The 18,301-nt window shown below is 61.6% G+C and carries 15 protein-coding genes; 2 read left to right on the top strand and 13 right to left on the bottom strand.

Features of this window, described 5'->3' with window-relative positions; genetic code table 11:
* Window positions 1–26: 26 nt before the first annotated feature.
* Window positions 27–2,663, bottom strand: a complete 2,637-nt coding sequence (locus HYE77_RS27560) for a glucosidase (RefSeq protein WP_177069985.1) — start codon at window positions 2,661–2,663, stop codon at window positions 27–29.
* Entirely contained in the window at window positions 2,623–2,820 is a 198-nt protein-coding gene (locus HYE77_RS27565) for a hypothetical protein (protein WP_177022110.1), read from the bottom strand. The genes HYE77_RS27560 and HYE77_RS27565 overlap by 41 nt, the downstream gene beginning before the upstream one ends.
* Before the next feature lie 38 nt (window positions 2,821–2,858).
* Here HYE77_RS27565 and HYE77_RS27570 point away from each other — a divergent pair, with 38 nt between their 5' ends.
* Window positions 2,859–4,217 (top strand): VOC family protein, encoded by a 1,359-nt coding sequence (locus HYE77_RS27570; RefSeq protein ID WP_177069987.1) that lies wholly within the window; start codon window positions 2,859–2,861, stop codon window positions 4,215–4,217.
* Between the two features lie 125 nt (window positions 4,218–4,342).
* Here HYE77_RS27570 and HYE77_RS27575 read toward each other — a convergent pair whose 3' ends face one another.
* Window positions 4,343–4,582 (bottom strand): DUF465 domain-containing protein, encoded by a 240-nt coding sequence (locus HYE77_RS27575; RefSeq protein ID WP_003215657.1) that lies wholly within the window; start codon window positions 4,580–4,582, stop codon window positions 4,343–4,345.
* A 189-nt stretch (window positions 4,583–4,771) separates the two neighbouring features.
* Here HYE77_RS27575 and tkt point away from each other — a divergent pair, with 189 nt between their 5' ends.
* Window positions 4,772–6,832, top strand: a complete 2,061-nt coding sequence (gene tkt, locus HYE77_RS27580) for a transketolase (RefSeq protein WP_177069989.1) — start codon at window positions 4,772–4,774, stop codon at window positions 6,830–6,832.
* 61 nt (window positions 6,833–6,893) lie between these two features.
* Here tkt and HYE77_RS27585 read toward each other — a convergent pair whose 3' ends face one another.
* The 10 genes from HYE77_RS27585 to HYE77_RS27630 all read right to left on the bottom strand — a co-directional run bounded on the left by HYE77_RS27585 (window position 6,894) and on the right by HYE77_RS27630 (window position 18,010).
* Window positions 6,894–7,655 carry an SDR family oxidoreductase gene (locus HYE77_RS27585; RefSeq protein ID WP_003215653.1) on the bottom strand — a complete coding sequence of 254 codons (762 nt, stop codon included), beginning with the start codon at window positions 7,653–7,655 and terminating at the stop codon, window positions 6,894–6,896.
* Between the two features lie 43 nt (window positions 7,656–7,698).
* Window positions 7,699–8,526: a DMT family transporter gene (locus HYE77_RS27590; RefSeq protein WP_177069991.1), complete on the bottom strand. Its 828-nt coding sequence runs from the start codon at window positions 8,524–8,526 to the stop codon at window positions 7,699–7,701.
* A gap of 75 nt (window positions 8,527–8,601) precedes the next feature.
* Complete coding sequence (gene gcvA / locus HYE77_RS27595) at window positions 8,602–9,507, bottom strand: transcriptional regulator GcvA (protein ID WP_087693730.1); 906 nt, start codon at window positions 9,505–9,507, stop codon at window positions 8,602–8,604.
* Window positions 9,508–9,577: 70 nt separating this feature from the next.
* On the bottom strand, window positions 9,578–11,635 hold the full coding sequence (locus HYE77_RS27600) for a methyl-accepting chemotaxis protein (protein ID WP_177069993.1): 2,058 nt from the start codon (window positions 11,633–11,635) through the stop codon (window positions 9,578–9,580).
* A 402-nt stretch (window positions 11,636–12,037) separates the two neighbouring features.
* Window positions 12,038–13,195: an acetylornithine deacetylase gene (gene argE / locus HYE77_RS27605; protein ID WP_003215645.1), complete on the bottom strand. Its 1,158-nt coding sequence runs from the start codon at window positions 13,193–13,195 to the stop codon at window positions 12,038–12,040.
* A complete protein-coding gene (locus HYE77_RS27610) occupies window positions 13,192–13,869 on the bottom strand; it encodes a DUF1028 domain-containing protein (RefSeq protein ID WP_008434686.1) in 678 nt (225 codons plus the stop codon). The genes argE and HYE77_RS27610 overlap by 4 nt, the downstream gene beginning before the upstream one ends.
* Window positions 13,870–13,896: 27 nt before the next feature.
* Window positions 13,897–14,628: a class II aldolase and adducin N-terminal domain-containing protein gene (locus HYE77_RS27615; protein WP_008434687.1), complete on the bottom strand. Its 732-nt coding sequence runs from the start codon at window positions 14,626–14,628 to the stop codon at window positions 13,897–13,899.
* A gap of 94 nt (window positions 14,629–14,722) precedes the next feature.
* Entirely contained in the window at window positions 14,723–15,556 is an 834-nt protein-coding gene (locus HYE77_RS27620; protein ID WP_023658745.1) for an ABC transporter substrate-binding protein, read from the bottom strand.
* 28 nt (window positions 15,557–15,584) lie between these two features.
* Window positions 15,585–16,457 carry a phytanoyl-CoA dioxygenase family protein gene (locus HYE77_RS27625; protein ID WP_008434690.1) on the bottom strand — a complete coding sequence of 291 codons (873 nt, stop codon included), beginning with the start codon at window positions 16,455–16,457 and terminating at the stop codon, window positions 15,585–15,587.
* Between the two features lie 35 nt (window positions 16,458–16,492).
* Window positions 16,493–18,010 carry an amino acid ABC transporter permease/ATP-binding protein gene (locus HYE77_RS27630; protein WP_177069995.1) on the bottom strand — a complete coding sequence of 506 codons (1,518 nt, stop codon included), beginning with the start codon at window positions 18,008–18,010 and terminating at the stop codon, window positions 16,493–16,495.
* Between the last annotated feature and the right edge of the window lie 291 nt (window positions 18,011–18,301).

Genomic DNA, 18,301 nt, shown 5'->3' on the forward strand with positions numbered 1-18,301 from the left:
GCTCCCACATTTTGATTGTGCTGTTTTCAGGTTTTTGGCTGCAACAACAGCGCCACCAACGCACTCCACCCTGTCTGATGCGAAGCCCCCAACCCCCGCCCGGTCTCGCCATGAAAATACTCATGGAACAACACCAGGTCGCGGCTCGCCGGGTCCGCCTCCAACTGTGCATACCCCACCATCGACGGCCTCGAACCGTTCTCATCCCTCAGAAACAAACGCGTCAACCGCTGACTGAGCCCATCGGCAACCTCCTCCAGCGACGCCAGATACCCACTCCCCGCCGGATACTCCACCGAGAAATTATCCGCGTAGTACCGATGAAACTCCCGCAGCGACTCAATCAGCATGTAATTGACCGGCATCCACAACGGCCCGCGCCAATTTGAGTTACCGCCGTACAGCCGCGAATCCGACTCCGCCGGCTCATAGCGGGCACACAGGGTATTGCCATTCATCTTCAGCGCCAGCGGTTCCTCGGCGAACGCTTTCGACAGCGACCGCACCCCAAAGGTGGAGAGAAACTCCGACTCATCCAGCATGCGCCGCAGCAAATCCTTGGTTCGCTCACCCCGCAACAACGCCAGCAACAGCCGATTCCCCTGCCCCGGCTCGTTCCAGCGCGACACCAACTTGGCCAGGTCCGGCCGATGCTTCATAAACCCCAGCAACCGCTCGCGCAGCCCCTCCAGCCCTTCATGCTCGCGCTGCTCCAGCACCAGCACCGCAAACAGCGGCATCAGGCCGACGATAGAACGCAGCCGCACCGGCTCACTTTCACCGCCCGGACGATGCAGCACGTCATAGAAAAACTGATCCTGCTCATCCCATAAGCCTTCGGCGCCATCGTCAACGCGGTTGATCGCCCCGGCGATGTACAGGAAGTGCTCAAAGAACTTCACCGCGATATCCACATACACCACGTTGCGTTTGGCCAATTCCAGGCCGATACGCATCAGGTCCAGCGCGTACGCCGCAACCCACGCTGTGCCGTCCGCCTGGTCCAACTGATAACCCGGCGGCAAATCAGCCGAGCGATCAAACAGCGCAATGTTGTCCAGCCCAAGAAACCCACCCTGGAACAGGTTGCGGCCCTCGGCGTCCTTGCGGTTGACCCACCAGGAAAAATTCAGCAGCAGCTTGTGGAAGATCCGCTCCAGGAAATCCATGTCGCCCACGCCATTCAGCGCCTTGTCCTGCTGATACACCCGCCAACTGGCCCAGGCATGCACCGGCGGGTTGGCGTCGTCAAAACGCCACTCGTAGGCCGGCAACTGACCGTTGGGGTGCATGAAACGGTCTTTCACCAACAGCAGCAGTTGCTGCTTGGCGTAACCCGGATCCATCAGGGCAAACGCCACGGCCTGGAAACCCTGGTCCCACGAGGCATACCACGGGTACTCCCAGGTGTCGGGCATCGAGAGAATGTCGAAATTCGACAAGTGCCGCCAATGGGTATTACGGATATGCAAACGCTCGGGCGGCGGCGCGGGCTGGGCCGGGTCGCCGTCGAGCCATTGATTCACGTCGAAGTAGTACAGCTGCTTGGACCACAGCAACCCGACCAGGGCCTGGCGCTGCACATTGCGTGCGTCTTCATCGGCGATGCCCTGTTGCAGCGCCGCGTAAAAGTCATCGGTCTCCTGGCGGCGCTCTTCAAATAGCTTGCGCGCATTGATCCACGGCGCCTCCACCGGGGCGAAGCGCAGGTACAGGGTTTTGCTTTCCTGGCCCGCCAGTTCGAGGATGAAACGCGCGGCCACTTTCGTGCCCGAATCCCGGCGAATCGCCGATTCCAGGCCCGTGGTCACATAGTCGTTGATCCCGTCCTTGAACGGCCCCGGCGCCGGTTGCCCGTCCAGCCTGGGGTAGTTGGTTTCGTTCTCGCAGAACAGCCATTCCACCCCGTCCTGGCCCCAGGCACTGAGGTGGCGATCGAACAGCTCATGGTGCCGCGCCACCACCTGTTCGCCCTCCAGGCGCAACTCGGGCCTGGGGGCATCGTGGGTCCAACTCCAGTCGTTGCGCGCCCACAGGTGCGGCAACACCTGCAGGCGTGTGGATTGGTCCGAACGGTTGTGCACGGTAATGCGCATGAACACATCATCGGGCTGGTGCTTGGCGTATTCGACGGTGACATCGCAATAGCGGTTGTCTTCGAAAACCCCGGTATCGAGGATCTCGTATTCGGCATCTCCAAGGCCACGGCGGGCGTTTTCGGTGATCAGGTCATCGTAGGGAAAGGCCGCGTGAGGGTATTTGTAGAGCATGCGCATGTAGGCATGGCTCGGCACGCCATCGACGAAAAAGTACAGTTCCTTGACGTCTTCGCCGTGGTTGCCCTCGGCGTTGTTCAGGCCGAACAGGCGCTCCTTGATGATCGCGTCGCGCTCGTTCCACAGCGCCAGGCCCAGGCACCAGCGCTGGGCCTTGTCGCTGAAGCCCGCCAGGCCATCCTCGCCCCAGCGGTAGGCGCGGCTGCGGGCGTGCTCGTGGGGGAAGTAGCGCCAGGCATCGCCGTCGGCGCTGTAGTCTTCGCGCACCGTGCCCCATTGCCGCTCGCTCAGGTAGGGGCCCCAGTCACGCCAGCGTTCGCCGTCAGGTTTGGCCAGGCGCTGGCCTTCAATCGTTTCCAGAATGTTCGTCGCAGGCTGTGCCGTCATCGAGTCTTCCGTCGCGTTCAGAGGTGACGGCCAGTGTAGAGCCCTTCGACGGTGAGATGCACGTGAAGCTGACGTCATCCAGCTCATTCATTTGCAGAATGAAGTCCAGAGGAATCTTCGTTTGCAAGGCGCCGGCAGGCCCAACAAAATCAGGCATCCGTGCTTTTCCTCTCTATAGCCGCCAGGAATTTTTCTATGCCCACCGTCAGCCCTGACGAGATTCGCAAAGGCTTCTCCAAAGCCATGTCCGACATGTACCGCGATGAAGTGCCGCTGTATGGCGCACTGATGGAACTGGTGGCCGAGACCAATGCCCGGGTGCTGGAAACCGACACCGCGCTGGCGCAACAACTGAAGCGCACCGGGGAAATCCAGCGCCTGGACAGGGAGCGCCACGGCGCCATCCGCCTGGGCACCGCTGAAGAACTGGCCACCATCAGCCGCCTGTTTGCGGTGATGGGCATGCAGCCGGTGGGCTATTACGACCTCACGCCGGCCGGGGTACCGGTGCACTCCACAGCCTTTCGCGCCGTGCATGAAAGCGCCCTGCAAACCAGCCCCTTCCGGGTGTTCACTTCGCTGCTGCGCCTGGAGCTGATCGAAAACCCGGAACTGCGGGCCTTCGCCCAGTCAGCCCTGGCCAAGCGTTCGATCTTCACCCCACGCGCCCTTGAGCTGATCCAACAAGCCGAAGCCGACGGCGGCCTCGATGCCGCCCATGCCGAAGAGTTTATCCAGCAAGCCCTGGAAACCTTCCGCTGGCACCACACCGCCACCGTCACGGCCGCGCAATACCAGCAACTGAGCGACCAGCACCGGCTGATCGCCGACGTGGTCGCCTTCAAGGGCCCGCACATCAACCACCTGACACCGCGCACCCTGGACATTGACCAGGTGCAGGCCGCAATGCCCGGCAAAGGCATCACCCCCAAGGCGGTGATCGAAGGCCCGCCCCGCCGCCAGTGCCCGATACTGCTGCGCCAGACCAGCTTCAAGGCCCTGGATGAAGCCATTGCCTTTACCGATGCCAAGGGCAGCCACAGCGCGCGCTTTGGCGAAATCGAACAACGTGGCGTGGCGCTGACCCCCAAGGGTCGCGCGCTGTACGACCAACTGCTGAATGCTGCACGGGATGAATTGGGCGCGTTTCCGAATGAGGCCAATGCCGGGCGCTACACCGAATTGATGGAGCAACACTTCCAGGCGTTCCCCGACAATCACCGCGAGATGCGCGAACAGGAGCTGGCGTACTTCCGCTACTTCGTAACCGAGAAAGGCTTGGCCGCCCAGGACAAAGTTAAAACCCTGGACGAACTGATCGCCGCCGGCCACGTGGACGTGGAGCCGTTGGTATACGAAGATTTTCTGCCGGTGAGTGCGGCGGGGATTTTCCAGTCGAACCTGGGGGATGCGGCGCAGAGTCACTACGCGGCCAACTCCAACCAGGCCGAGTTTGAAAAGGCCTTGGGTCGCCAGACTATCGACGAGTTGAAGTTGTACAGTGAAACCCAGCAGCGCTCGATTGACGAATGCAAGCGCGCGCTGCTGGCTTGAAAGAGAGAGTTCGCCCGGCCACAGCGCATTCCATGCGCCGTCTAAGAGCCCCAGTGCCGGGCGAACGGTTGGCATGATAGGCAGCGGCGGTGCTGCTGTCTTTCGGGCAATTCTGAACAAATCTTCTACTTGGCCGTCGCTTTCTCCAGTTGCTCGACGATCTTGTCTTTGATCAACAGGCGTTTCTTCTTCAGCTTCTCCAGCTCCTCGTCACCGCCGCTTGAGGACTCAAGCTCCAGCACCTCCTTGTCGGCGCTGTCGTATTGGTGGAGCAGCGAATCCAATCGGTTATCGCTCGCCCTGCGTTCATGAATAGCTTCCTTGCTCAAACCCAGGTCCTGATACAGGTCGTGTTTCACTGGCATGGAGTACCTCCGCAAGTTGATCATTGACTGAATGCCCCTTGAAGCTAGCCCATCCGGCGGGCTCTTGTCATGTTTGAGATCAACCTGTCGCGTTTGCGTCCCCGTTCGTCGCGGGGCAGACGATTTCATAAAACCTTTGGCGCACGCTGCCCTCCACTGTAGATCGTCACCCGATGGAGAACAGGTTCCATGAATCACGCTGCCAACGCTGTCGACACCCAGTGCATCAACACCATTCGTACCCTCGCCATGGACGCTGTGCAAAAGGCCAACTCCGGCCACCCCGGCACTCCCATGGGCCTGGCGCCCGTCGGTTACACCTTGTGGAGCCGCTTCCTGCGTTATCACCCCGAGCACCCCGACTGGCCCAACCGTGACCGTTTCGTATTGTCGGTGGGCCATGCCTCGATGCTGTTGTATTCGCTGCTGCACCTGGCCGGTGTGGTGGAGATTGATGCCCACGGCAAGCGCTCCGGCCAACCGGCCATCAGCCTGGACGACATCAAGCAGTTCCGGCAGATGAGCTCCAAAACCCCCGGCCACCCCGAATACCGCATGACCACCGGTGTGGAAACCACCACCGGCCCCCTCGGCCAGGGGTGCGCCAACAGCGTCGGCATGGCCATGGCCGAGCGTTGGCTGGCCAAGCGTTTCAACCGTGACGACCAGGTGCTGTTCGACTACAACGTCTACACCCTGTGCGGCGACGGCGACATGATGGAAGGCATCAGCAGCGAAGCCGCGTCCATCGCCGGGCACTTGAAGCTGGAGAACCTGTGCTGGATCTACGACAACAACACCATCAGCATCGAAGGCCACACTGAACTGGCCTTCAGCGAAGACGTGATCAAGCGTTTCCAGGCCTATGGCTGGCACACCTTGCACGTCACCGATGCGAACAACCTGCTGGCTTTGAGCGACGCGCTGAGCACGTTCCAGAAAAACACTGGGGCACCGACGCTGATCGTGGTCGACAGCGTGATTGGCTATGGCTCGCCCCACAAACACAACACCGCGTCGGCCCATGGCGAGCCTTTGGGCGATGAAGAAATCCGCCTGACCAAAGCCGCGTACGGCTGGCCCGAAGACTCAAGCTTCCTGGTGCCGGATGAAGCGCGCACGGTCCTGCGGGATGCACTGCTCAAGCGCAGCAAGCCGCTGTATGAGCAATGGACTGAGACCCTGTCCCACCTCGAACAGTACGAACCGGAACTGGCCGATGAACTGCGCCGCATGCGTGCCGGCGAGATGCCCGAGCATTGGCAGGAGCAACTGCCGAGCTTTGCCACTGATGCCAAAGGCGTCGCCAGCCGTGCCGCCGGTGGCGAGGTGTTGAATGCGTTTGCCAAGCAGATCCCATGGCTGCTGGGGGGGTCGGCCGACTTGTCGCCGTCCACCAAGACCAACCTGACGTTCGACGACGCCGGGCGCTTCAGCGCCGAGAACTACGGCGGGCGCAACCTGCACTTCGGCATTCGTGAACATGCCATGGGCGCGATTGCCAACGGCATGGCGCTGTCGTACCTGCGGCCCTACACCTCGACCTTCCTGGTGTTCAGCGACTACATGAAACCGCCGATTCGCCTCGCGGCAATCATGGAGCTGCCGGTGGTGTTCGTGTTTACCCATGACTCGATTGGTGTCGGCGAAGACGGCCCCACTCACCAGCCCATCGAACACCTGACCCAACTGCGGGCCACCCCGGGTTTGCTGACCCTGCGCCCGGGCGACGCGAATGAAACCCTGGAAGCCTGGAAGATCGCCCTGGCCCAGACCCATCGGCCGACCTGCGTGGTGCTGTCGCGGCAGAACCTGCCGACCCTGGACCGCACGAAATACGCAGCGGCGTCGGGCACTTCCCGTGGCGCGTATGTGCTGGCCGGCGCCGAGAAGCCTCAGGTGATCCTGATGGCCACCGGCAGTGAAGTCAGCCTGGCGGTAGACGCCTATGAGCAACTGAAGGCCGAGGGCGTGGCGGCGCAAGTGGTGTCGATGCCGAGCTGGGAACTGTTCGAAGAACAGGACCAGGCCTACCGCGACAGCGTGCTGCCACCCGCAGTGAAGGCACGACTGGTGGTGGAACAGGCCGGCCCGTTGGGTTGGGACCGCTACGTGGGGCAAACCGGGGCCAAGGTGGTGATGAACAGCTTTGGCGCCTCGGCACCCTTGGCCAAGTTGCAGGCCCAGTTCGGCTTTACCCTGGAGAATGTGGTGAAGCTGGCGAAGGAGCAAGTCAGGCTCAACAGCTGACCCAGTGCATGCATGCCGGGCGTGGCCTACCGAGGGAAACCTCGGTGCCACGCCCTGCTGCTCATTTCCCGCCGGTGACATCCAGGAACGTACCGGTGATGAAGGACGCCTCGGCGCCTGCCAGCCACAGGATCGCCCGAGCCACTTCTTCAGGCTGACCGCCGCGGCCCATGGGGATCGAATCCTTTACGCGATCAACCCGCCCTGGCTCCCCGCCACTGGCGTGAATGTCGGTGTAGATATGCCCCGGGCGGATGCAGTTGACGCGTATTCCCTCCCTGGCCACTTCCTTGGCAAACCCGATGGTGAAGGTCTCGAGAGCACCCTTTGATGCGGCGTAGTCGACATATTCGTTGGGGCTGCCCAGCCGGGCGGATGCCGACGAGATATTGATCACGGCACCACCCCGCCCCTGGTGACGAAACGACATGCGCTTCACCGCTTGCTGGGCACACAGCATCGGCCCGATCGCGTTGACCGCGAAAATCCGCTGCATCCGCTCGAACGGCAAGTCTTCGACCCGGGACTGCAACGCGTTGATCCCGGCGTTGTTAACCAGCACATCGATGCGCCCGAACGTCCGATCTATCGCCGCAAATAACTGGACGACCTGCTCCGGGTCTGCGCTGTCCGCGCGTACGGCCAACGCCCGGCGCCCTGCCGCTTCTACATCCGCCACCACCGCGAGTGCGGCAGACTCATCGGAAACGAAGCTGATCGCCACGTCATAACCTTGTGCGGCGGCCAGCCGCGCGGTGGCGGCGCCAACGCCACGACTTCCACCTGTTATCAGAATCAGCGGTGCCTGCGGGACGGTATCCATTGCGCGAACCTTCATGTGGTGGTGGAAAATGCTTTGCCTGCTGTCAGCCGATCAGGATGGTGCCGGTGGCAATCACCACGCACGCCAGCACCTTGCGGACCGTCAGTGTCTCGCCCAGGAAGAAATAGCCGATCAGTGCCGCAAACAGCACGCTGGTCTCGCGCAAGGCCGAGACCGCGCCCATGGGCGCACAGGCCATGGCATAGATAATGATTCCGTAGGCCAGGAGCGACACCAGCCCACCGGCGAAGGCCGTGAAAAACCCGGGCCGCACGCTGAACAGACTTTTCGGGCCCCGCAGGCCGATATACACCGCCGGCATCAACACGCCCCACAAGGCGCACATCCACACCGTGTAGGCCATCGGCGCACCCGACAGGCGCGCGCCGATGCCGTCTGTCACGCTGTAGGCGGCAATGAAACAGCCGGTGCCCAGGGCGTATGGCAGGCTGGGAACGGCGAGCCGGCGCCCCCTGAACGCCAGGGAAATGATGCCGCCCGACACCAGGGCAATGCCCAGAAGCGAGCTGGCCGAGACACTCTCCCCGGCAAACACGGCGGCACCCAGGGTGATCAGCACCGGCGAGGAGCCCCGTGAAATCGGATAGGTCTGCCCCAGGTCTCCGACTTTGTAGCTGCGCACCAGGAACAGGTTGTAGCCCACGTGCAGCACCGCTGACAGCACCACATAAAACCAGCTGGCTGGCGCCGGAGGGTCCAGGAACACCGCAACGCCGCCACTGGCGATAGCGACCGCCAGGCACATCACCGTCATCGACCAGAGCCGGTCGGCGCCGCCACGCAGCAGCGCATTCCAACTGGCGTGCAGTAAGGCGGCGAAGAGGACCAGGAGAATAATGGGATAAGGCATGCGCCCATCCTAAGCAAACCGGCGCCTTAACTGAAGCGAAGTCTGCTCATTGAAGAATGAGCAAATCCTCATGCTCTATTCGTAAGCCAGTCCGGCGTTTACGGCTTCCTGCATCAGCCAATCACGAAAGCTGACGATATGCGGCTGGGACTCGATGCCTTTGGGGCAGACAAAGTAATAAGCGACCGGTGACGGGAACGGCACATCGAACAGCCTCACCAGGCTGCCATCGCTCAGCTCTGACTCCACATGCCCACTGCGCGCCAATGCAATGCCCTGGCCGAGCAAAGCCGCCTCGATCGTCATGTTGGTGTCCGCAAACCTGACACTTTCCTTGAGCGGCGCAATCGCGAGCCCGACGTGCTGGAACCAGACTTCCCACTTCGGCACCAGGTCGGCGCCGTCGCGCATCAGCAAGGGATAGCGCAGCAATTCGGCGGGTGTGTGTGGCCGGCCAAAGCGTTTCAACAGATCGGGACTGGCCACCGGAAAAATCTGCTCGCGGAACAGGAACTCCGAGTACAGCGCCGGGTAATTCCCGTTGCCCAGGCGGATCGCAACATCAGCCTCCGCGCTTGAAAAGTTGATGATCTTGTCGCTGGAGTCGAGGGTGACCAATATTTCAGGGTGCCGTTGGGCCAGGCTCGGCAATCGGGGCAGCAGCCATTTCAGCGCGAAGGAATAGGTGGTACTGACCTTGAGCCGGACCCTGCCCTTTTGCTCGCGCAGGTCCGCGAGTGTCGCCTCAAGGTTCATGAAAAACTCGCGCACGATCGGCGCAAGGGCTGCTCCGGCAGGCGTCAGGCTGAGTGACTTGCCCCGCTGGAACAACTGCAACCCCCAGAGTTCTTCAAGGTGTTTGAGCTGATGGCTGACGGCACTCTGGGTGACATGCAACTCTTCTGAAGCCGAAGTGAAGGTTGCGTGGCGTGTGGCAACCTCAAAGGCGCGCAATGTCGAGGTGGGTGGCAGGTCTCTCATGGCATTGCTTCACCGTTTATGAATAGATGCTCATGATAGAACATCTATCCATTGCTCTGTAGGCCGCCCCTCAACCCAGCTGGAACCGCGCCGTGTTGTCGCTCAACGCCCGGCTGCCCTTGCTCAACATATCCGCCGCCTGGTTCACCGCCCGCGCGCCGTCGAGCAAGCGCCCGGCGGCCTGGTCAACCTGCTGGATATTGCCGCTCACTTCATCCGCCGTCGCTGCCTGTTCCTCAACCGCCGTGGCGATCTGCGCCAGGGTGTCAGTGACGCTCTGCACCGCGCTGGCGATCTCCCCCAGGCGATGGCCCAGGCCCGTGACGGACTCGGCATCGGTCACCGCCTGCTCACAGGCCACGCCCATCAGGGTGACCGCCTGGCTCACCGTCGCGCGCAAACTGTCGACCGTGCCGGCGATCTGCGCCGTGGAGGCCTGGGTCCGTTGCGACAGGCTGCGCACTTCATCGGCTACCACCGCAAATCCCCGGCCCTGTTCACCGGCCCGCGCAGCCTCGATGGCAGCGTTCAGCGCCAGCAGGTTGGTCTGCTCGGCGATACCCCGAATGGTGTCAACCACCGACTGGATCTGCTGGCCCTGCTGGCTGACGCGCTCCAATGCATCGGAGGTGTCGGTCAAGCGCTGGTTGAGTTGCTGGATACTCGCGGTGGTGCGCTGGCTGTCGCGGCTGCTGTCTTCGGCAATCTGCCGGGTTTTCTGCGCGCTGCCGGAGGCCTGCTCGCAGCTCTTGGCGACGCCCATGGAGGTCGCGGCCAACTGTGTGGCGGCCGCTGCAATCTGGCTGATCTGCTGTTGCTGGTCTTCCACTTCGGTCAGCGTGCTGCCCGATTGCGAATTGAGTGTCAGCACCGCAGAGCCCAACTGCTGCGTCTCGTGATTGACCCCCAGCAGGCTGGTGCGCAACTGCACCACCGCCACGTTGAGCGCCGTGCTGATGGCCGCCAGTTCATCGCGCCCTTCCACCGCCACTTCAACGCACAGATTACCGTCGCGCAGGGATTCGGCCAGGGTGGTGATGCCGCTGGCACTGCGGCGAATCGATGCCTGCAAGCACACGAACAGGTACAGGGCTGCCAGCGCCAGCACGCTGAACGTCACCGCCACCGGAATGAATTGCTTGAGCGAGCTGTCGCGGTAGTAACCCAGGCGCGCGTCCAGCGAGGTCAGCGACTGTTTGCGCAACGCGCCGAGGGCGCCAAGCATGCCATCCACACTGCGTTCGAAGCCGGTGGTATCGAGCTTGATGGTGCCGCCGAACACGCCTTCGTCCAGGGTCTTCAGTTCGTTGTCCAGCAGTTGCAAGCTGTCGTCGTATGGCGCGATCCAGGTTTGCAGCCCCGGGTATTGCTTGGCCTTGAGGGATGCGGCGGCCTTGACCAACTGGTCCCTTGCGTCGCCGATGCGACCGCGCAAATCACGCATCTGCAAACGGCTTTGCAGGGTGAACTGCCCCGATGCGATGGATGACTGCCCGACGCTCGCCATACGCCCGATACGCTCGATCAGGTCGGGGGTTTGCTGGGTGGAAATCTGCATCAGCAAATAGGTTTCAAGCCACGGATCGAGGATCAACCCGGTGTCCATGGTGATCTGTTCGCGCAGGGTTTGCATCGCGCTCAGCGCAGACGTGAAGCGGTCATAACCATCCGGCCACCAGCCCACGGTGCGCAGGGATTGGGAATCCATGCCTGTGACCGAGGCTTGCAATGCCTCAAAACGTGCAAGGGTGTCCGGGCGGGCGTTCTGGGATTTGAGGGCCTCGCCCAGGGCCTGCACGCTTTGCAGGATCAGCGGGAAATTGGTATCGACCGCAGTCATGGCCGCCTTGGCCGCGGGTGTCTGGTCGTGGAGGATGTCGGCGGCTTTCCAGCGCGCCGCCAGGTTGCGCTGGGCGGTCAGTTGGGCGTCCAGGGCATCCAGCGCCAACAGTTCGCGCACCCCGGATTGCTCATTGGAAATCACCGTCAGCTTGGTGCGGTACTCCTGCGCGATCATCCACAGGCTGCCTGCCAGGGGCAGCATGAACAGGAAAAACAGGATCTGGAACTTGCGCGCGAATCCAAAACGTCCGAGCAGGCGGATACCTGGCGACAACACACTTTGCATGTCCGACTACTCCTAGAACCACTCGCCTGTGCGGCGAATCAAGCTTTGAAATGATTGACGGCAAAATGCCATGTCATTGATTAAGCTGGCTCTAGCAAGAAACGGACCGCTGTTGTCGGGCCCGCTGGATAGGCGGGACGTCGTGCAAAACACGCTGTACCGTGCGCGAAAATGGGGCGAAAGCACTCAGCGCAGGTGGCAGAACGGTAACCGTCTGACCAATACCGCAAGCGTGAGGGCATCCGACAACCTGTGGCGAGGGAGCTTGCTCCCGCTGGGCTGCGAAGCGGCCCCAAAACAGGCACTGGTAGTCCGTCAGGTCGATATCGATTGCAGGGTTTAGGGCTGCTTCGAAGCCCAACGGGAACAAGTTCCTTCGCCACAGGATGGGTGCTTGCTGAATCAGGATTGCCGACTGGCAAACACCAACACTTTCTCCAGCATCCGGTCACAGGCCTCAAGCTGCGCAACGCTGATGAACTCGTCAGGCTTGTGCCCCTGGTCCATGCTGCCCGGTCCACATACCACGGTGGGAATGCCCGCCTGATCAAACAGCCCGCCTTCGCTGCCGAACGCCACTGTGCCGTATGCCTGAGAGCCACAAAAGTCGGCAACCCATTCAGCCGCCTGGCTCTGCGCTGATGTCGACAACCCTGGGTAACTCGACAGCTCACTGAAGTGGATTGCACACTGCCCGCTCACCGCCTGCATCGCGGGCAATAAGGTGTGCTCGGCGTAACCCCGCAGTTGGTCCGCGACGTGCCAGAGATTCTGTGCGGGCAGTGAGCGCACTTCGAAGTCGAAGCTGCAGTTTTGCGGGACGATATTCAGGGCGTTGCCACCGGCAATCATGCCGGTTTGCACGGTGGAGAACGGCGGATCAAAACTCCCGTCGTGATGTTGCGGCGCCTTGAGTTCTTCACCGAGCCGGCCCAGTTCGATGATCAACAGCGCGGCATATTCGATGGCGTTCACACCCGACGGCGCATACGCCGAATGGCACGCCGCGCCATGTACCTCGCAACGCATCGCCAGCTTGCCCTTGTGGCCCAGCACCGGCTTGAGTTCGGTCGGTTCGCCGATCACGCACAGTAACGGCTTGACGGTTTTTGCATGGAACGCTTCGATCAGCGACCCCACGCCCAGGCAGCCCACCTCTTCATCGTAAGACAGCGCGATATGCACCGGCATGCGCAGCGGTGCCTGCACCAGCGCCGGTACGCTGGCCAGCACGCAGGCGAGGTAGCCCTTCATGTCGGCGGTGCCACGCCCGTACAGCTTGCCATCCTTCTCGGTCAGTTCAAACGGCGCAACGCTCCAGCACTGACCGTCTACAGGTACTACGTCGGTATGGCCCGAAAGCACGATACCGGGCACCTCCGCCGGACCTATGGTGGCCAACAGATTGGCTTTGCTCTTTTGCTCGTTGAACAACAATTCACAGCTCACGCCATGGTGCTGCAAGTAGTTGCGCACGAAGTCGATCAGGGCGAGGTTGGATTCGCGGCTGGTGGTGTCAAAGCTGACCAGGTGCGCCAGCAGGTCACGGCTGCGGCTCATCGGTCATCTCCCGGCACCGCGTAGCCAGGGGCGCTTTGCGGGTTGATGGCGCGGTCGATATAGTCCTGCATTTGCCCGCGATAGGCCTGCCAGAGTTGGTCCAGGGTGCCGATCGGATCCACGTCGGCCCAGTCCACCCGCAGGTTGACGATGGGCCACAGGTGGTCACCGACCACCACCAGCGCGGCAGAATGTACTGGCCCCGCCTCGCCGCCTCCCGCCGCCCCCGCCTGCATGGAGGCGAGCAACCGGTCGGCGAGATGCCCGGGCGTATCTTCGAAGGCGCGCACCATGGCTTCGATCACACCGGTATTCGCCAGCATGTTCCCTGCCGCCACGCATTGCTCGCCGCTGACCGCGTGGTGGATGCCCAGGGTCTGCGCGCCGCTGAAGTGTGCGGTTCGGCCAGTGCTATCGATCACTGTCACCTGGCGATATTCGCTACGGCTCTGCGGGGTGAGCGCGGTGGCCAGCGCCTCGCTCGGGGCCATGCCCTGGGCCAAAAGGTCCAGGGTTTGCGGGCCGAGGGCCGGCAACGTGATGTTCTGCGACGCCACCGCGCCCACGCCGGGGCGCAGCCACGGGCAACGGGCGCCCACGGCAATGCTCGACGAGCTGATAGCGATACCCAACTGGCCGGTTTCGGCACAGCGGGCGACAACCGAAAAGGTCATGGGGGTTCCTGCCTGTGAGGGGTGAAATCAGTCGAGCAACGAAGGGTCGGCGTCGATCATCAACTGCTTCATTTCTTCAAAATGCCGTTGCGAGAAATCCGTGATGCCTTCCCATCCCCGCGCGGTCTTTTCAGCCACTTCGTCAGACAGTATCCGCAGCGGCTGGCCGGTGGACCACGCCGTGACGAGGATCTGGCAGGCGCGCTCCAGGGTCCAGATATCATCGAATGCCTCGCCGATGGAGGTGGCTGTGACCATCACCCCATGGTTGCCCATCAACAAGCGGCTCTTGCCATCCAGCAAACCGGCGAGGCGCTCGCCCTCGGCCTCGGTGTCGGCCATGCCACCGTACAGCTCGTCCACCGCCACGCGATTGAAATAGCGCGCGGTGTTCTGGTCGATCGCAGGGATATGCGGCTTGGCCAGGCAGGCTACCGCCGTGGTGTACACCGGGTGCAGGTGCAGCACGGCGCGGGTTTGCGGCAACAGCCGGTGAATCTGCCCGTGGATCGACCAGGCGGTAGCGTCTACCTCCGGATGATCGGCACCGCCGGCGTCGTCGGCATTCAACAGCAGCATGTCACTGGCGCGGATACGCGAGAAGTGCTTCCACTTCGGGTTGAGCAGGAACTGTTTGCCGTCGGCCGACACCGCCGCGCTGAAATGGTTGGCCACTGCCTCATGCATGCCAAGGTGCGCAACGATGCGGAAAGTTGCCGCCAGGTCGATGCGGGTTTGCTCTTCAAGTGATAACGCCATGTAGCTTTCTCCGCAGGACAAGTACCCCATAATCTGTAGTGAGCAAGCTCGCTCGCCACAGGTATGGCGTGTTCCTTAAGTGAACAGTTTCCGGTCAGGACTTCGGCATCAGCTCGGCGATGTCGGCATCGGTAGGCGCCTGGAAGTTGTATTTCTTGAGCAAGGCGGCGTATTCAGGGGTGGCGCTGAACTTCTTGATGCCTTCGATCAAGGCGTTCTTGACCTCGTCATTGCCCTTCTTCACACCAAAGCCGTTCAACACCGGGTAGATCAAGGTATCGGAAGAAATCACCACGCGCCCGCCGAGTTTTTCCACTGCGCCACGGGCCACGGCCGCATCGGTGATCTGCGCTTCAACAGCATGAGCCAGCAAGGCCTGGGTGGTTTGCGGGTCGGTACTGTACTCGCTGATCGCGATCGGCTTCAGCCCTTTCTTCACACAGTACTCATCCGACAGCTTGTGCATCTGCGCCAGCCAGGAGGTGGCGCCCATCGAGCCGATCTTGTGGCCGCAGAACTCTTCAGGGGTCTTGGGCTGGAAGTCGCTGCCCTTGAGCGTCAGGATCGACTCACCGCTTTTCAGGTAGGGAATCATATCGATGACTTTCACCCGTTCGGCGGTGATGTACATCGAAGAGTTGGTCACGTCGAATCGCCCCGCCTGCAGGCCGGTGATCAGGTTGGGAAAGCGCGTGTCGAGGGTCTCGACGGTGCGCCCCATGGTCTTGGCCAGGCCATCCATGAATTCGATATCAAAGCCGGCGGGCTTGTTGTTATCCATGTATTCATAGGGAAAGAAGGTCACATCGGAACCTGCGACGATTTTCCCGTCTTTCTGGAAAGCCGAAGCCGCCAACGACGTCATTGCAACCGCAGCGCCCAGCAGGCACACGGCAATAGGGCGAGCAATCATCTGAAACGCTGTCATGGTAATACCCTGCAAGGTGAGAAGAAGGTTAGGCAGTGACTGAATCCTGGCCGGCCTGTTGCACAAAGAAAGAGGCGCCACGGGGCTTCTGCGGCAAGCGCAGGTGGTTTTCCGTGGAACGCACCAGCCCACTTTCTTCACCGGCCACTATCAGGCCGGCGTGCGCGCTGGGCAGCGGGTTTTCGCCGAATGGAAGCGCGTCTTCAGCGGCGTAGACGCTGATGAACAGGGTGCGCGGCAGTTCGGTCTCGTTAGGGCTTGAAGCGTGCAAAAGACGGGTGTGCATGAAGCACACGGAACCGGCCGGGCCATAACAGGCGACAGGGTCGTGGCACAGGTCGTCGACCACCGTGTCGTCCACCGAACCGGTGAAACGCTGGTCGCGCCAGTGGGACCACAACGGGCCTTTGTGGCTGCCGGGAATAACATTCAACGGGCCATTCTGCGGTGTGACTTCACTGACCATCAGCAAGGCCGTGACGATGTCGTCATTGCTGTGGGGCGTGAACAGGAAGTCCTGGTGCCACTTCACCTGCGTGGCGGTGTGGGGCAGTTTCGAGTTGATCTTGCTGTGATGAAAACGCGTGCCGCCGCCCCCGATCAGTTGCGCGGAGATCGCTGCCATCCGCGAATGCAACGCCACACGCTGGTATGCCGGCGAAATTTCGGTGGGCGAACTCACTCGGCGCAGCGAGGGATGATCCGGGCGATGGTCGCCTTCCAGGTCGAAACGCGCACGGCCATCTGCCGTTTCACCCCAGCCCTGTTCATGGCTGCGGCTGTCTTCTACCCACTGGTCGAAGTCGTGCTGCAACGCGGCGACTTCTTCAGCCGACAGCACGTCTTGCACCACCAGAAAACCGTCCCGGTGAAACTGTTCAATTTGCGCTTGCTCGATCATGTTGTGGCTCTCTTGTCGCTCGAACGTTAAAGGGGTTACGCCAGCGAGACGTCCTTGAGGAACGCCTCCACACGTGGGTTTTCGCCGCTGCGCAGCGCCTGCGGCGTGTCGTCGCACACCACACGGCCTCTCTCCATGAACACGATCCGGTCGGAGACCTTGAACGCGAAATTCATCTCATGGGTGACGATCACCATGGTGATGCCTTCCTGGGCCAGGGCCTCGATGACCTGCAGGACTTCGTTGACTTTTTCCGGGTCCAGGGCCGAGGTGGGCTCGTCAAACAGCATGATTTGCGGGCGCATCATCAGGGCGCGGGCGATGGCCACGCGCTGCTGTTGGCCACCGGAAAGCTGATGCGGGTACTTCCAGGCGTGATCGAGCATGCCAACCTTGTGCAGCAGCGCGTAGGCTTGTTGCTTCAGCTCATCCAGCTTGCCGAGGTGGTGGTACTTCGGCGCCATCAGCAAGTTGTCGAGCACGCTCAGATGCGGGAATAGATTGAAGCTCTGGAACACCATGCCGATGTTCAGGCGATGCTCGGCGTGCTCGACATACTGCGGCTTCTGCGCGCCGACTTTGTTCAGGTGAATAAAGGGTTGGCCGTTGATCTGGATCTCGCCGTTATCCAGTTGCTCAAGACCGTTGAGCAGGCGAATCAGGGTGGTTTTTCCGGAGCCCGAAGGCCCGATCACCGACACTACTTCGCCGGGCTGGATCTGCAGGTTGACCGAGCCCAGTACCTCTACATCGTTGTAGGCCTTGTGCAGCCGGCTGGCCTGCAGCGCCGGGCCTTCGGTACTGACAGGGCGTTGCAGGGCGACGTGCTGTCGGGTCGCCAGCGCCAGCACCTCGGCATCAGGTACCCGGGACACGTTGCGTTGATTGACGTCGAGAAAACGCTCGAGCCGTTTGAGCAGGAAGTCGAACACCGTGACGATGAACACGTAGAAAAAAGCCACCGCCGCCATCGTCTCGATCACCAGGAAATTCTGCGAATACAGGCGCTGGCCGACCATCAGGATCTCGGTCAGCGAAATCACCGACACCAACGAGGTCAGCTTGACGATGGAGATGTATTCGTTGGCCAGCGACGGCAGCGCCACCCGCAATGCCTGCGGGATCACCACCCGCCACTGGATCCCGAAAAACTTCAGCCCCAGTGCCCGCGCGGCCTCGCCCTGACCTTTGGGAATCGACAGCAGGCCGCCCCGGTGAATCTCAGCGACATAGGCGGTTTCGCAGATCACCAGCGCCAGCAGGCCGGCCCAGAACGGGTCCGCCAGAATCACCGACGTGGCGGGAATCGCCTGTGGCAGGTTGTAGATGAAGATCAGCAGCACCAGCAGCGGCAGGCTGCGGAACAACCAGATATAGCCACGCGTCGGCAGGCTAATCAGCGCGTGCTTTGACTGCTTGGCCAGGGCCAGCAGGAAGCCCAGCGCGATACTCAGGACCCATGTCAACGAACTGAGCTGGATGACCGTCCATGTCGCCCGCCAGAACTCGGCATCGGCCAGCAAACCAAACATGTAATTCCAGTTGAAAGTCATCGTCACTGTGCTCGACAAAAAAATGAAAATGCCCACCGAATGCTCAACGTGAAGGTCGAACCCTGATCTGCACCGATGGACTGAGATTCGTGGGGAGAGGCCCTTGGGGTCAATTCGTAAAAGCCGGCCTATTGGGTAGGGAGAACCTACGCAGCGTCACCGTTCCCTGGGTGACGACTGGACTGGTAAAACAGCCTGTCTCTTAATGGGGCGACACCTCGCCCATCAGGCAATCAGCGCCACATCTTGGTGCGAAGCAAACGCGACCCCCTGTGGGAGATTCTATGGTTG

This window comes from Pseudomonas sp. IPO3774, assembly GCF_013386835.1.
Taxonomy (GTDB): Bacteria; Pseudomonadota; Gammaproteobacteria; order Pseudomonadales; family Pseudomonadaceae; genus Aquipseudomonas.

Bases quoted from the DNA above. Each gene is read 5' to 3' on its own strand.
- HYE77_RS27560 (WP_177069985.1), bottom strand. From the start codon at position 2,663: ATGACGGCACAGCCTGCGACGAACATTCTGGAAACGATTGAAGGCCAG.
- HYE77_RS27565 (WP_177022110.1), bottom strand. From the start codon at position 2,820: ATGCCTGATTTTGTTGGGCCTGCCGGCGCCTTGCAAACGAAGATTCCT.
- HYE77_RS27570 (WP_177069987.1), top strand. From the start codon at position 2,859: ATGCCCACCGTCAGCCCTGACGAGATTCGCAAAGGCTTCTCCAAAGCC.
- HYE77_RS27575 (WP_003215657.1), bottom strand. From the start codon at position 4,582: ATGCCAGTGAAACACGACCTGTATCAGGACCTGGGTTTGAGCAAGGAA.
- tkt (WP_177069989.1), top strand. From the start codon at position 4,772: ATGAATCACGCTGCCAACGCTGTCGACACCCAGTGCATCAACACCATT.
- HYE77_RS27585 (WP_003215653.1), bottom strand. From the start codon at position 7,655: ATGGATACCGTCCCGCAGGCACCGCTGATTCTGATAACAGGTGGAAGT.
- HYE77_RS27590 (WP_177069991.1), bottom strand. From the start codon at position 8,526: ATGCCTTATCCCATTATTCTCCTGGTCCTCTTCGCCGCCTTACTGCAC.
- gcvA (WP_087693730.1), bottom strand. From the start codon at position 9,507: ATGAGAGACCTGCCACCCACCTCGACATTGCGCGCCTTTGAGGTTGCC.
- HYE77_RS27600 (WP_177069993.1), bottom strand. From the start codon at position 11,635: ATGCAAAGTGTGTTGTCGCCAGGTATCCGCCTGCTCGGACGTTTTGGA.
- argE (WP_003215645.1), bottom strand. From the start codon at position 13,195: ATGAGCCGCAGCCGTGACCTGCTGGCGCACCTGGTCAGCTTTGACACC.
- HYE77_RS27610 (WP_008434686.1), bottom strand. From the start codon at position 13,869: ATGACCTTTTCGGTTGTCGCCCGCTGTGCCGAAACCGGCCAGTTGGGT.
- HYE77_RS27615 (WP_008434687.1), bottom strand. From the start codon at position 14,628: ATGGCGTTATCACTTGAAGAGCAAACCCGCATCGACCTGGCGGCAACT.
- HYE77_RS27620 (WP_023658745.1), bottom strand. From the start codon at position 15,556: ATGACAGCGTTTCAGATGATTGCTCGCCCTATTGCCGTGTGCCTGCTG.
- HYE77_RS27625 (WP_008434690.1), bottom strand. From the start codon at position 16,457: ATGATCGAGCAAGCGCAAATTGAACAGTTTCACCGGGACGGTTTTCTG.
- HYE77_RS27630 (WP_177069995.1), bottom strand. From the start codon at position 18,010: ATGACTTTCAACTGGAATTACATGTTTGGTTTGCTGGCCGATGCCGAG.